The following is a 12216-nucleotide window of genomic DNA, read 5'->3' on the forward strand; positions in this document are numbered from 1 at the left end:
TTCGGTTCGTCGTCATGTCCAGCCGAATTGCGTTGCAAGGTCGTCGATGCCCTCTTCCATGAACTTCTGCGCCTGCTCGAGCTCGCGGTAATACGCCACACGAGCCTTGGGTGACAGGAAAGTCTGCGCTTCCTTCTTGCCGTAGCGGCCGGCCACATCAAGCGCGATCTCTTCGTGGATCTTGGCGACGATCTCGACCCATTCGGGCCAGTCGCCTTCACGGCCGGCCATCGCCATCTTGGTCGCGCTGGTGTCAGGCAGGTTCTCCAGCAGGGCGAGTAGCTTCCTGCTGGACAACAGCATTCGGCCCCGGTTGTCGCGGGCGTTCTGATGCCAGTCGGCGATCTCGATCCCGCGAAACGCGAGATCGGCCTCAATCTGTGTTGGGTACCTTTTCCACAGATACACCGCCGCCAGCACTTTTCGAGTCGGCGGCCTGGCGCTCCCGCATTTCATCGGCGGCCCGCCTCAACGCCAGCGCCAGATCGTTCGATCGGCCGCCCGCGGCTTTGAATTCCTCGTAGCGGTCGCCGAAGTAGATTTTCGCCAACCGGATGTTGTAGCCCGGGCGCATCCGCACGCCGCCCTTCTGGTACGGGCTGATGAAGTCTCCCCGCTCGATGTGCTTGGGAATGACCGTCACGCTTCCGTCAGGGTGCGTAGTTGTCGTTTCGGGCACTTCGACGTCCGGCCAGCGGTCACACTGGTTGGCCTCGTACTGCAATTCGTCGAACGCCTCTTGCTGCTCGTCGTCGAGTTGCGTGGGGTGCGGCACCTCGAAGACCTTGCCGCTCTTGGTGCGGATGCGTATCGGCTTGACGAAGCTGTCGTACTCGTCGGCCTGCTCGGCGGCCTGCGCCAGCTTATTGGGGCTGGGGGCTTGGGGTACTGGGCCGCCGATTTCGGGCACAGGGTGTTCAGACATGGGCCGTTTCCTTTCGGGCTGTTGGTGTTTGGGCTGTTACAGGATTTGGTGCTCACCGGGGCGGGCGAACAGCCCGAACTCCCGCCCCGGTGAGGGACTACTACGCCGGCTGGACAGAGAAGGTGCCGCCGGTCAATCCGGCACCCGAGCCAGTTAGCGCGCCGCCAGGCGTGGTCACCGTGTACGGGCCGCCCGAGTTGCCGGTGACGGTCCAGTCCGAAGACTTGTAGCCGTCGTCGAGCGCCACTAGGGCTGACTTCACCGCCGTGGCCGTCGCGTTGTAGGCGATACCGTCGGTGGTGTTGCCACCGAACGTCAGCGTGAAGGTGCCGGCGGTCGGAGAGCCGAGCGTGACCGTGAACGTCGACGGGGTGTCATCTTCGAACAGGGTGCCGCCGAACCACTCGTACTTGATGACCGGCACGTATTCGCCGTCCTGCATCGCCATGAAGATGCCGTCGGGCACCGGCTTGAACGTCAGCTCAGCCGACTCGGCGTCCTTCTTCGCCATCTTCGCTTCGCCGATGTCGACCAGCTTCACGCACGAGTAGCCCTTGACGGTCTGGAAGATCTTGCCGCCCTTGCGGAACTCGCGCAGCAGCAGAACCTGGCGGTCGATCTGGTCGGCCTCAATCAGCTGAGCAAATCCGGTGTTCCCGGCGCCGGGGATCTCGGCGAGCAGGTTGCCGCTGGAGTCCGACAGCGGAAGGTTGTTGCGCAGCCGCCGCAGGAACGGCTTGGCCGTCTCAGCTCCCATGATCGAGAACGGCTCGTCTTGCTTGGTCATGATCGTGTCGAACGGCCAGTTCGACTGCTCGATCATGTAGTCGTCGACGTCGATCGACGGCTTGGTGGTCGGCCCGTCGTCCTCATGGAAGGCGCCGAACAGGTGGAATCCCTCGTTCTGCTCGGGATTCGGAACCCATACGCCGTTGACTCGCTTGTGCGCGAACAGATCCCCCCTCAGCTTGCCGTCCTGGGCGAACGGCGACCAACGCACGGTGCCGTTGGGGTTGTGTGGGGAGATGTCGGTGTCCGCGCCGCGGGCATCCCGGACCAAGGCCGCGATGAGGGTTCCGCGCTCGAGGAATCTGTTGTCGACATCGCTGAATCCGCCGGCCTTCCAGGTTGTGCCGGTCGCAGGTTGCGTCATGTTGACAGTCCCTTTCGGATGGTGATGAAACCGGAAGGCAATCCGGCAATCTGGAGTCGGGCTGTTCGACTCGGGCTGTTCCGAAACAGGGCTGTTTCAAAGCGGCGGCGCGTGGCCGCCGACGCGGCGGGTTAGGTCGCCGCGACGTAGGAGAGGCCCATTTGGTAGCGGGCCACGTATCGGATGATCAGGTCGTTGGTGTAGTCCATGCGCTGCGGCAGCAGCGTGGGCCTGACGTAGTCGGCGTTCGCGATTGAGCCGTCGGACATTTCGACGTCGACCGCATAGCGCGCGAGGTAGAGCATGCGCCGATGCACCTTGCGGTGCAGCCTGCTCGCACTCTGCGGGTCGTTGTCCATGATGTCGAGCTGAACGATCTCGTCGGCCATTCCGCAGTCGGGATATTCCGACCCGGTGATGCGCTGGACGAGCACGAACGGAAATCCATCGTTGACGTTGTGGTCGGTCGATGCCCGCACCAGCGGCTGAAGCCAGCAGGCCGTGAAATCTTCGAGGTCTGGGGCTTCCAGGTCGTAAAGCTCAACGGTCACCGCGACACTCCGTCCATCGTCCCGCCGAATTCGTGCGCTGCCTTCTCGAACGGCGCGAATGCCGGCGTCGGGGTGTCGGGCCCGAACGGCGACTTGGAGTCGGGATCGTCTGGGCCGGTGCCGAACTCGATGAGATGCATCTTCCAGTAGCGCGAGATCACGCGGCGCCAAGGCAACCCGTTGGCGCGGGTGCGTGGTTTCTCGACGTGAATCGAGGCTCTGGTTTTCCCGGTGTCCACGGGCGTGTGCGACTTCACGACCTCGCACACCCGATCGGCGAATTTGTCGGCTTCGATGCCCAGTTCGGCCTGGCGGCGCACCGCCGCGTAGATTTCAGCCTCGATTTCGGCCTGGCTGCTGACGTGGACCCGTTTGGCCATCAGCCGACCTGCCTCTTGCACATCACCGTGACGTGGTGGATCTCATCCGAGTTGTAGTCCGGCTTCGACTGGACCTGCCCATCGACCTCGTAGGTCTTGCCGTCAACGATCACCTCGTCGCCGCCGTCGGCGGCCAGCACCGCCGGGTGGGGCGGCGCGGTGCACTTCCACATCTCGGTCGTGGCTTGGATGTTCAGCCCGTTGAGCTCTTTGACCGTGAGTGGCCGGAATCGGCAGCCGGAAACGTCCGTTTCAACGCGGGTCTGTGGCTTGACGCCGAGATATCCCGGCTCGCCTGCGGCGGTGTACTTCACGAACGTGACCGTTTGGCCGCCGAAGGATTTCATGCGAACGCCAGTAGTCGGTATCGGTCCAGCAGCGTGTGGTTGAGCATGTCGAACAGGTCGTGGTTGGAGCTGATCGTGAGCACCCAGCGCATGACCACGTCGTCGACACGCTCTTCGACCGGTGGGCCGCTGTTGCCGATGACTTTGCCGACCTGCGATGCCATGCGGTCCACCAGCTCGAGCACCGCGGCCTGGAAGTCGGTGGCCTCATCGTAGCCGTGCTTCATCTTGGCGGTGATCGACCCGTAGTTGTGTGACCAGCGGCCGCAACGCTTTTGAACCAGACCTCGCGGCGACACCGCCAGATCATCGACGTTGAGCGCTGTGCCGTCCTCAGACAGTTCGGTCAACTCGACAAGCCGCATGGTCGGCAGCGACAACACGTGCCCGCCCGGGCCGTCCAGGGTCACCTCGTCGGTTATCACAGGGGTGACGTGCCAGCCGCAGAATCGGCGAGCGGCGTCGAGCGCGGCGTCGAGAATCCGTTCCGTTTCCGGATTGCCGGCAACCAGGCGGCCTTTGGTGTACTGCTCGACGTCGTCGACGGTCAGTTCACCGTTTTCGTTAGGCATCGCCCGCGGCGCTCGACTCGCTCGGCTCGTCCTTGGCCGGCCCAGGTTCGGCGCTTCTGCGTCGGCCGCGACCGGTGCTCACCGAACGCCGGCTGCCCGGCTCGGCGGCCGCGTCTTCGACGGACGCTCTGCGGGACGCCGCGACCTCGACAGGCTCGAACAGGTGCGGTCGCTGCTTCACGCAGGGGTGATCGGAGTCGTACAGCGTACCTGGGGTGACGACCCGCGGGACGCCGGCATCGGAGTATGAAAACGCTTGTGTGGCGCGGACAACCGCCATTTCGGATTCTCCTGAACCTGTAGTGGTTTCGGGTTTTGGTGTGCCCCGCCAGCCCCCCGCAAGGCGGTTGGGGGCTGGCGGGGCTCGGCGGGAACTACGCCCCAGTGGTCGCGATGTTCAGCACGCGGAACGCGCCCGCATAGGTGACGTCCGCGCCGACGCGGTAGTAGGCATACCAGCCGCGCTGGCCGGTCGGCCGTCGGTTCGACCCGAACAGGTGCGGGATGAACTCGACAGACATTCCGACACGGTCGGTGATCACGTAGTGCATGAAGTCACCGAACACCAGGACGAAGTTGTCCTCGGTCGCGTCGGGGTTGATCACCCCGTCCATCGCCTCGGCCTCGCCGATGTTGCGGCCGATCAACTGCTGCGGCCGGTCGTTGCCCAGCGTCGTCCACAGGCCGCCACCGCCGTACTGGTCGAACTGCCGGATCTGGTTGTAGATCAGGTTGTTCGCCAGCCAGCTCGCGCGCCGGCGGAATCGCGACGGCAGCTTGCCGTACACGTTGTAGACATCCGCCAAGGCGAATGTTTCCGGGCTTGTGGGCGCCACCTCGGCCGCCGTGCCGTCCAGGGCGGTGATGAGACCCTTGGGCTCGCCACTGCCGGTGCCGGTGATCAGCGCCTCGGCCTCGAGCTCCTCGCGCCCGAAGGCGAGCAGCCGACCGATCTCTTGGGTGACGTTGGCCTCGTCCTGCAACGCCTCGATCGAGATCGGCACGAACCCCTGCGCCTTGTGGTTGGGGATCGTCGGCTGCGCGAAGGTTGGCGCGTCGTCCGAAACCTCGGTCGCTTCACCGTCCCACGACCACTCGACCGCGCCGGCCGACACGCCGTGCCACACGTCGCCGGTGGCCACCACTTGCCTGGCGAAGAGGCGAATGTCGTTCTGCGAGCCGTCCGAGGTGATGATCACCGTCGGGTCGAGCTGGAACGGCACCAGGTAGCCGCCTGCGGCGTCGGTCAGCGACATGGCGCGCACCTCGTTGAGCGCGCGCGCTTCCTCGGGGGTGAGCATCGCGTTCTGCGGGTTGCGCGCCATCTTCGACCAGGCCCGCAAATAGACCGGGTTTGAGGTCAGCAGGGCGTGCTTGGCCAGCCGCGACTCCTTGTCATCGAACCGCTCGATGATCTCGGTGGCCGCCTGCCGGATGTTGTCGTTCGCGCCGGGCATCTTCTCGATCGCGGCCAGCGCGCGGGCCCGCAGTTCGGTTGCGACATCCTCGGGCTCGCGGCCGTAGGTGCGCACCTCCGACAGATCCCACGGGTTGCGGAACCGGCAGTCCTCGATGCTGTCGGGCTCGAGGATGGCGTCGCGGTCGTAGTCGGCACGCGATCCCTGCGAAGAACCGGCGTCGACCCGCAGCTTGCGCTTGCCGTTCGGGGCCGCCGACCGCACGGCCGCCAATTCGGCGGCGACCTCCAGGCGCTCGGCGTGCTCACGCAGCTGCTCGAACTCGCTGCGCAGCTCGTCGAACTCGGCGCGGTCCTCGGGGGTGATGGTTTCCTGTTCGCCGATTTCCTCCATGCGGGCATGGATTTCGTCCATCCGCTTGACGGACTGGCTGTGCGTCAAGGTCGGAGCTTTGCGCTCTTCCTGGGTAGTGGTGTCCTCGCTCATCACGAGAGTCCTTTCGACTTGCGGTGAATGATGTCGTCGCGCTGGTTGCGGAGGATCAGGTCGATGTCCCGCATTCCGCGCGGTTTCGACGGGCGCTCACCTACGCACTCAGTTGTGGATCGCTGCGCGTCGTCGGATTCAGCCGGGCGCTCACTTGCGGACGGGCGCTCACCTACGGGCGTTTCGCCGGTGGTTCGCTGCGCGTCGGCGGCTCGCTGCGCGTCTTCATCCATAGGCGCCGAGTCCACCAGGAACACGGCGCGGGCGAGCAGCTTGCGCTGCTCAGGGTCGTCGAGCCGACTCAGGTCGATCACCTGAGACCGCACGCCGACCGAAGTCTCTGAATAGGCCGGCCACACCACCGGCCCCATCTCGGGCACCTTCAGCTCCTTGAGCGTGCGCACCGGAAGCTGGTCGTCGGGGATGTCCTCGTACCAGGTGCGCTCCAGCTCGGCCATCAGCGTCTTGTCGTCGCGGATCGGCTTGCCGTCCGCGGTCTCCCACACCTCGCGGACCACCGAGAACCGAAACGACATGCCGTTGATCGCGCCGGCCGCGATCGCGTCGCGCACTGGCTGCATCAGCCAGTTGTCGAAGATCCTCCCGATGATGTGCGCGCCGCCCTCCGGTGCGAGCTCGGGGTGGGCTTCCTCGGCGATGGACCGCAGTTCGGCGATCGGGATTGAGCCGATCAGCGGATGGCGGCCGTGGTCGAACTGGATCCGCGGTGGCGTCTCCCGAAACGACCGCTTCATCGAGCCGGGCGCGATCTTCTCGCGGAACCGACCCTCCCAGCTGTCGATCACGGTTTCGCGGTTGAACACCGCGCCGTAGCCGTCGAGGGTCAGGCCGTCGTTGGGCTCCCCGTCGAGGTTGGAGCGCAGCACGAACGGCGCCTCGCGCCGCACCCCGGAAAGCGGTGGGCGCGGCTCGCGCCGAATGTCAGTTGACGACAGCGCCATTCGATAAACCTCCTTGTGGCTGGCCGTTGGTCGCGGCCCGCCCGTTGGCTGTGAAATCAGTGCCGGGCTGTTGCAACTGAACGGAGTAAAGCCCCGAATGCACCAGCAGGCGGAAGTCGTTGGCCTCGACGGCGGCGATGACCGAATCGGGCTCGTAGCCAGCGGTGATCAGCGAGTTGATAGTGGTCGCGCGGGTCTGCTGGATGCCCGCGGCGTCCTTTTCGTCTTCGCGCAGGAACGGCACGTTGTCGGCGTCATACCACAACCGCACATCCGGCCCCGGCGACGACAACACATGCTCGATGCAGCCGGAAAGGTTCTCCCACAGCGGGTGCGCGGTTCCGTCGGCCAGCCGCCGACGGGCCTGGCTGTAGTTGCTGTACGTGCTGGAATCCAAGCCCTTGGTCAGCCCGACGATCACCGGGGGCACGCCCGCCGCGGCGGCGATCCGCACTTCGCCGCCGGCGCGCACGTTGTCGAAGTCGATGTCCTTGAGGTTTGAGCCGACTGGCGTCGCGTCGGCACCCGGGTATAGGTGCAGCGTCTTGTACGCGTTGTCGGGGCCCGCGTGCTTGCCTTCCATCTCTTGGGCCCACTTTTTGACCGCGTCCTCAGACGCGCCCAGCGCGTGCTTGATGACCATGTTGACCGTGGCGCCGTTGTCGAAGAACTTGCGCTGGTGCCGCGTCATCGCCTGGTCGGCCTGGATCTCCCGCAGGATCGGCGTCAGCCATGACATGCCCCGGTAGTCGGCCAGCGGGTCAGGGATCGGCGCGAAGTGCACAACCTCATCCGGCAACAACCCGACCGGATCGGCACCAGCGTGGCGGCCGCCCTCGGTGTAGGCGTAACCGGCCTTGCGCCAGCCGACCTGTCCGCGGCCGCCCGGCAGTTGCCGCTCTTCGACGATGATGTCCACCCAGTCGGGGCGCATCCGCACGAACTCGCGAGTCGGGTCGGATGTTCCGATCTGCGGTAACGGCGTGTGAAGGGTCCAGTACGAGTTGCCGCACAGATCGGCGTCCTGGATCATCCGCGACAGCAGATCCTGCGTGGTGCCGCCGGCCCATGGCCGCTCCAGGATGCTCAGCTCGGCGGTACCGAAGGTGTCCGACGGCTTGCCGTCGCGTAGCCGCTGCCAGCGGAATCGCACGCTGGAGAACACCAGCTGCCGCACCAGCATGCAGGCGAACACCACGCCGTTGGCCTCATACGCCGCCGTGGCCAGGCCGACGAAATTGTTCGGCGCAAGCAGCGTCGCCTGGCCGCCGAGCGTCTGCTGAATCGGGTTCCCATAGCCGGAACCCAAAAACCCGTAGCTCAACCCGTTGTAGGCGAACTGGTTGAGCTGCATGACGTACTCTTCGAGCGTCATCCGCTCGGGTTCACGTGCGCCGCGAAGGCGGTCCAGAAACCTCACGGCCCGCGTCCTGTGTCACGCAGTAGCACCACGCCGAGCGCCACGGCGCCGACGCCGAGTAGCGTTCCGGCGACGACGAGAGCCCAGCCGACGCCGGCCAGGATCTCTACCCCGGCGACAATCAGGCCCATGGCCACCACGACCACCGCGACGGTGGCGGTGAACACGGCTTGAATCGCTGTCACGTGAAGAATCCCCAAACCTCGATCTCTTGCGGCTGGTGCTCGAGCAGCCCGTGCAGGGCCAGCGTCACCGCCACCAACTGCGTGATGTCGCTCGACTTGTCCTTGCGGTCCCACGCCCAGGCGTCGGACAGATCCCGCCTCTTGCCCGACGTCACGGCCAACTGCAACGACTGCGCGCCCTGATGGCGCAGCCGGCCCGGCTTACCGTCAGGGCCGATCGCCTTGTCAGTCGCCGCGTCGTAGAAGTTTCCGCAGGCTTTGGCCATATCCCCGGCGTTCGTGGTCACAACCTCGACGCCAAGCTCCTGGATCTTGGTGATCAACGACGCCGCCGCCGAGTGATCGTCGATCACCACCGCGCAGGGCTTCCAGCGGTCCACAAGCTCTTTGACCCGCCCCGGAATCCACGCCGTGCCCGGCAGTGACTCCGCGGTGCCGCCATGCACCGCGGGCACCACACCCACATGAATCAGGCGATCCTCGCGGTAGGCGGCCACACCGATCGCGCAGTTCGTGCGGTCCTTGTTGATGTAAACCCCGAACGCCACCGGATCCACCGGCGTCGAATTCGGGTCGGCCAGGCTCTTCCACAGCTCTTTGGAGATCGCCGGGTCTTCGTCGACCATGAGCTTGTCGTGCCAGCCCATGCGCTCGCGGCCGAACTCCGCCGGATCGAGCCCGTCCCGCTCGCCCTCGAGGTATTCCCAGGTGATCCGGCGTCCGGCCTGTGGATTCGCCATGATGATGTACTCGCGTTTGTCCATCGCACAGCCGGGATAGCCGACATGGTGCGGGCAGTCAGGGTCTTCACACGCGTCCTCGGGCGCGCAAAACTCCAGGTAGCCCAGGCGCTTGCGCTTCGCCGGGTCGTGTGAGCGGCCTCGCTCGACGATCTTGTGCAACACCTCGGAGTCCGCGTGACACGCAGACGACCCGTAGAACAGCTGCGGGTCCGGCACCGCCGACAACGTCGGCATCAGCGAACCCATGTGCGACTTACGCAGGGCGAACGCCTCGTCGAGAATCACCTTGTTCGCGGTCAGGCCACGCCCACCGCTGTACGTGCGCGCCTTGAACTTGATCCGCTGCCCATCTGGGCACGCCGGCGACGGCTTGAACGCGATCGCTTCCTTGCCAGGCCCGCGGAAAATTCCGTTCGACGGGCCATCAGCCAGCCGCTTGGCCAGCGGCCGGCAATTCTCGATCAGGTTGACCAGATCGTTGAACGTCTCCAGCGTCGGCGTCATGTCGTGCGCCGACATGGTGATCAGCCGCTGCTCGGTGATGTAGACCCACCCCAAGATCGCCTGCTTCGCCAGGCCCGTCTTGAGGTTCTGTCGCGGCGCGATCGCAGCGAACTCGAACGCCACCGAGCGGCCATTGGAGTCGATCCCGAACAGCGCATTCAGCGCCATCTCCTGCTCAGGATCAGGCGGGAAGCCCGCGAGGTCGCACAGGTCGGCCACCTCGGGCCCGTAAGTCTCGCTCCACTGCGGGAAGTTGGCGTAAGCCGGTTCAACCAGCGGCTCGACGCTTTGCGTCACGGCGCGCCTTCAGCTCGTCGATCGGGTCGTCAACCACATTCACCGTCTGCCGAATCTCGGCCAGAACACGCGACAACTCCTTGGAGATCGCCGCCAGGCCGCCCGCGGTCTGGAATCGGTACATCTCATCGGCCAGCCGCAACGCTTGCTGCCCGGCGACCGTATCCAGGCGGCCGAGCCGCTCGAGCTCGGCGCGGGTGGCCTCAACCAGATCACCGACCGGCTTCCGGTTCGTCATCGGCGCCACCACGGCGGGCGCATCCGCTGGCGCGGCCGCCGACGGATTGCGGGAATGCCGCTTACGGCACGTCGCACCGCAGAACCTCGCCTGCGGGCGTCTCGCCTCAAACGGCTTGCCGCAGACCGCGCACTGACGCTGCATTCCACCACCTCTGATCGAAAAGTTTGCTGGCCGACGGTGCGCAGACAGCGCCGTGACAGCGACGAATCACCAGGTCCGAGCGCTCGCGAGCCAGCAAACGACGTTTCCGCAGGTCACGTGACTTGCGCGCGTCACAGAATAGAAACCCGACTGGGGCGGCGGGGTCGGCATCGGGGGCCTCCCACGACGCCGACCTACCCCCCGGGGGGTATGCGCATGTTTGCTGGGCGTGCGGCGGGTTTGCTGGCGCGGGTGCCGGCGTGCCTGCGTGCGCGTACGTGCGTGCGTCTGACCTGCACCTATGCGTGTGTGCCCTACGTGTGTGCGTGTGTGCTGACGTGTGCGTGTGCGTGTGCGTGCCCACGTGTGCGTGTGGGTGTGGGTGTGTGCCCAGCCCACGTGTGCGGGCCGGCCTGTGTGAGGCCTGTGTGTGCGCCCTGGCCTGTGCGTGTGCGCCCTGGCGTGTGCGTGTGCCAGGCGTGTGCGTGTGCCGGTGCGTATCGCTACGTGTGCGTGTGCGTGCGTGCGGAGCGTGTGCCGTGCGGGCGCGTCACGTGCGTGTGGTTGGTGTGCGTTTCTGCGCGTGTGCCTGACCACTTGTGGTTAGTGCTGGCTGTCTGTGTGTCCAGCTGTGTCCACTTGCCTGGCCGTGTGGGTGTGGGTGTGTGGCTACCACGTATCGGCTCCACGTGTGCGGCCGGGTATGTGTCACCACTGGCGTGTGGTGTCAACACCGCCGGTTGCTGTCGTCGCCTGGCCACGGCCACGGCCAGCGGTCCCACGGTTGCCGCCTGCCGGGCACTCGCGGCCGACATGCTCGGGACCGCGGTACTTCGTGCGGTCGTTGTCGTCGTGGCCGAGATCCCACTTGGCGTCGGGTTTGATCGGCAGGCCGCATCGCCAGCATACGGCGCGGCCGGACCTGACCAGTGGCTCGAACTGCTTGCGGAGTCGTTGGTGGCGGTAGTCGTAGCCGCGCTGGTTAGTTGTGCCCTTCGATGGCATGGGTGTCCTTCGGCATGGGCATTTCGACGGTCATGCTCCAGCCTGTCGGATGGGTGCGAACGTCGGCGCGCAGCGGCTGGTTGGTGACGGCGGCTTCGGCCACGGCGATCATGAGTGCTTTCATCCACGGCTGCGGCTTGGCGCCGGGGCGGAAGTGGCCGAGCAGTTCTGCCGGCGGCTTCTGGGTCCAGATGCCGAGGTCACCGTCCATCAGCACGTCGCCGTCGACGACGATGTGCAGGTTGCTCATGATTCGACCGGGGTGTGCGGGCAGGCGACGCTCAGCTTGCCGATCGTCTCGATGAAGTGCGGCCCGCTGATGGTGGGCCTGTCGGTGTCGACGTTGATCCGGAACAGCGGCTGATGGCAGGCGGAGCAACACACCTGCGGCTGGCGGTGGCGCTCGAGGCCGGCGGCGGCGTCGGCGCGCAACTGGGTCAGCTCGGCGTTGTCGACGATCGTCTTGTTGCCGGATTCGATGACGTGGACGATCGCTTCGGCGACGAGCCTGGCGATGTCCGGACTTGGCAGCCCGGCGTCTTTGGCGAACTGCTCGGCCATCTCGCGCGGCATCGCCGAGGTCCGGAACATCGGCAGCGGCAGCACGATCGGGCCGCTCTTGCCGTCGCCGGGGTGGGTGAGTTCGGGAAGGCTGCGGGCGATCAGGTCGGCGATGGCGGCGTCAGGCATCGTGACCGGCCTGCTTATAGTGCTCTGCGAAGCGCTCAGCCAAGTCGGCGACGCGAACTTGGAGCTGAGCCTTGTTGGTGCCCGGCTTGGGTGGCAGCGCCTTCACTTCGAGCGCGCACTGGATGTTGGTGTGGCAGCGTGGGCAGTCGATGTCGACGGTGCTGGGTATGGCGGCCATGTTGGCTCCAAACGGGGG

Annotated in this window: 18 protein-coding genes; all 18 read right to left on the reverse strand. The window is 65.8% G+C overall.

Annotation, left to right across the window (positions count from 1 at the left end):
- Window positions 1–12: 12 nt before the first annotated feature.
- On the reverse strand, window positions 13–420 hold the full coding sequence (locus MSP7336_RS08970) for a hypothetical protein (RefSeq protein WP_113963539.1): 408 nt from the start codon (window positions 418–420) through the stop codon (window positions 13–15).
- Window positions 374–925, reverse strand: a complete 552-nt coding sequence (locus MSP7336_RS08975; RefSeq protein WP_142706772.1) for a hypothetical protein — start codon at window positions 923–925, stop codon at window positions 374–376. The genes MSP7336_RS08970 and MSP7336_RS08975 overlap by 47 nt, the downstream gene beginning before the upstream one ends.
- Before the next feature lie 100 nt (window positions 926–1025).
- A complete protein-coding gene (locus MSP7336_RS08985; protein ID WP_181786675.1) occupies window positions 1026–2078 on the reverse strand; it encodes a hypothetical protein in 1053 nt (350 codons plus the stop codon).
- A gap of 131 nt (window positions 2079–2209) precedes the next feature.
- Complete coding sequence (locus tag MSP7336_RS08990) at window positions 2210–2629, reverse strand: hypothetical protein (protein WP_113963541.1); 420 nt, start codon at window positions 2627–2629, stop codon at window positions 2210–2212.
- Window positions 2626–3009 carry an HK97-gp10 family putative phage morphogenesis protein gene (locus MSP7336_RS08995; protein WP_113963542.1) on the reverse strand — a complete coding sequence of 128 codons (384 nt, stop codon included), beginning with the start codon at window positions 3007–3009 and terminating at the stop codon, window positions 2626–2628. Before MSP7336_RS08995 ends, MSP7336_RS08990 begins: the two co-directional genes overlap by 4 nt.
- Window positions 3009–3356: a hypothetical protein gene (locus MSP7336_RS09000; protein ID WP_113963543.1), complete on the reverse strand. Its 348-nt coding sequence runs from the start codon at window positions 3354–3356 to the stop codon at window positions 3009–3011. Before MSP7336_RS09000 ends, MSP7336_RS08995 begins: the two co-directional genes overlap by 1 nt.
- Window positions 3353–3928: a hypothetical protein gene (locus MSP7336_RS09005; protein ID WP_113963544.1), complete on the reverse strand. Its 576-nt coding sequence runs from the start codon at window positions 3926–3928 to the stop codon at window positions 3353–3355. The genes MSP7336_RS09000 and MSP7336_RS09005 overlap by 4 nt, the downstream gene beginning before the upstream one ends.
- The gene (locus MSP7336_RS09010) at window positions 3921–4208 is read right to left on the reverse strand and encodes a hypothetical protein (protein ID WP_113963545.1); all 288 of its coding nucleotides are present in this window, start codon (window positions 4206–4208) and stop codon (window positions 3921–3923) included. Before MSP7336_RS09010 ends, MSP7336_RS09005 begins: the two co-directional genes overlap by 8 nt.
- A gap of 94 nt (window positions 4209–4302) precedes the next feature.
- Window positions 4303–5832, reverse strand: a complete 1530-nt coding sequence (locus MSP7336_RS09015) for a phage major capsid protein (protein ID WP_113963546.1) — start codon at window positions 5830–5832, stop codon at window positions 4303–4305.
- Window positions 5832–6794: an HK97 family phage prohead protease gene (locus MSP7336_RS09020; RefSeq protein WP_113963547.1), complete on the reverse strand. Its 963-nt coding sequence runs from the start codon at window positions 6792–6794 to the stop codon at window positions 5832–5834. Before MSP7336_RS09020 ends, MSP7336_RS09015 begins: the two co-directional genes overlap by 1 nt.
- Window positions 6775–8214 carry a phage portal protein gene (locus MSP7336_RS09025; protein ID WP_113963548.1) on the reverse strand — a complete coding sequence of 480 codons (1440 nt, stop codon included), beginning with the start codon at window positions 8212–8214 and terminating at the stop codon, window positions 6775–6777. The genes MSP7336_RS09020 and MSP7336_RS09025 overlap by 20 nt, the downstream gene beginning before the upstream one ends.
- Window positions 8211–8399, reverse strand: coding sequence for a hypothetical protein (locus MSP7336_RS09030; protein WP_113963549.1), 189 nt, complete (start codon window positions 8397–8399; stop codon window positions 8211–8213). Before MSP7336_RS09030 ends, MSP7336_RS09025 begins: the two co-directional genes overlap by 4 nt.
- Entirely contained in the window at window positions 8396–9943 is a 1548-nt protein-coding gene (locus tag MSP7336_RS09035) for a hypothetical protein (RefSeq protein WP_113963550.1), read from the reverse strand. The genes MSP7336_RS09030 and MSP7336_RS09035 overlap by 4 nt, the downstream gene beginning before the upstream one ends.
- Window positions 9915–10181 carry a hypothetical protein gene (locus tag MSP7336_RS23970; RefSeq protein ID WP_220178566.1) on the reverse strand — a complete coding sequence of 89 codons (267 nt, stop codon included), beginning with the start codon at window positions 10179–10181 and terminating at the stop codon, window positions 9915–9917. The genes MSP7336_RS09035 and MSP7336_RS23970 overlap by 29 nt, the downstream gene beginning before the upstream one ends.
- 852 nt (window positions 10182–11033) lie before the next feature.
- A complete protein-coding gene (locus MSP7336_RS09045) occupies window positions 11034–11330 on the reverse strand; it encodes a hypothetical protein (protein ID WP_113963552.1) in 297 nt (98 codons plus the stop codon).
- On the reverse strand, window positions 11308–11580 hold the full coding sequence (locus tag MSP7336_RS09050) for an MFS transporter (protein ID WP_113963553.1): 273 nt from the start codon (window positions 11578–11580) through the stop codon (window positions 11308–11310). The genes MSP7336_RS09045 and MSP7336_RS09050 overlap by 23 nt, the downstream gene beginning before the upstream one ends.
- Complete coding sequence (locus tag MSP7336_RS09055) at window positions 11577–12020, reverse strand: hypothetical protein (RefSeq protein WP_113963554.1); 444 nt, start codon at window positions 12018–12020, stop codon at window positions 11577–11579. The genes MSP7336_RS09050 and MSP7336_RS09055 overlap by 4 nt, the downstream gene beginning before the upstream one ends.
- Complete coding sequence (locus tag MSP7336_RS09060; RefSeq protein WP_113963555.1) at window positions 12013–12198, reverse strand: hypothetical protein; 186 nt, start codon at window positions 12196–12198, stop codon at window positions 12013–12015. Before MSP7336_RS09060 ends, MSP7336_RS09055 begins: the two co-directional genes overlap by 8 nt.
- Window positions 12199–12216 lie beyond the last annotated feature (18 nt).

It is taken from the genome of Mycobacterium shimoidei, from assembly GCF_900417275.1.
GTDB lineage: Bacteria > Actinomycetota > Actinomycetes > Mycobacteriales > Mycobacteriaceae > Mycobacterium > Mycobacterium shimoidei.

Excerpts from the sequence above, each read along its gene's own strand:
- MSP7336_RS09055 (WP_113963554.1), bottom strand. The coding sequence starts at position 12,020 with ATGCCTGACGCCGCCATCGCCGACCTGATCGCCCGCAGCCTTCCCGAA.
- MSP7336_RS09010 (WP_113963545.1), bottom strand. The coding sequence starts at position 4,208 with ATGGCGGTTGTCCGCGCCACACAAGCGTTTTCATACTCCGATGCCGGC.
- MSP7336_RS08985 (WP_181786675.1), bottom strand. The coding sequence starts at position 2,078 with ATGACGCAACCTGCGACCGGCACAACCTGGAAGGCCGGCGGATTCAGC.
- MSP7336_RS09045 (WP_113963552.1), bottom strand. The coding sequence starts at position 11,330 with ATGCCATCGAAGGGCACAACTAACCAGCGCGGCTACGACTACCGCCAC.
- MSP7336_RS09020 (WP_113963547.1), bottom strand. The coding sequence starts at position 6,794 with ATGGCGCTGTCGTCAACTGACATTCGGCGCGAGCCGCGCCCACCGCTT.
- MSP7336_RS08995 (WP_113963542.1), bottom strand. The coding sequence starts at position 3,009 with ATGGCCAAACGGGTCCACGTCAGCAGCCAGGCCGAAATCGAGGCTGAA.
- MSP7336_RS09005 (WP_113963544.1), bottom strand. The coding sequence starts at position 3,928 with ATGCCTAACGAAAACGGTGAACTGACCGTCGACGACGTCGAGCAGTAC.
- MSP7336_RS09015 (WP_113963546.1), bottom strand. The coding sequence starts at position 5,832 with ATGAGCGAGGACACCACTACCCAGGAAGAGCGCAAAGCTCCGACCTTG.
- MSP7336_RS09000 (WP_113963543.1), bottom strand. The coding sequence starts at position 3,356 with ATGAAATCCTTCGGCGGCCAAACGGTCACGTTCGTGAAGTACACCGCC.
- MSP7336_RS08975 (WP_142706772.1), bottom strand. The coding sequence starts at position 925 with ATGTCTGAACACCCTGTGCCCGAAATCGGCGGCCCAGTACCCCAAGCC.
- MSP7336_RS09050 (WP_113963553.1), bottom strand. The coding sequence starts at position 11,580 with ATGAGCAACCTGCACATCGTCGTCGACGGCGACGTGCTGATGGACGGT.
- MSP7336_RS23970 (WP_220178566.1), bottom strand. The coding sequence starts at position 10,181 with ATGACGAACCGGAAGCCGGTCGGTGATCTGGTTGAGGCCACCCGCGCC.
- MSP7336_RS09060 (WP_113963555.1), bottom strand. The coding sequence starts at position 12,198 with ATGGCCGCCATACCCAGCACCGTCGACATCGACTGCCCACGCTGCCAC.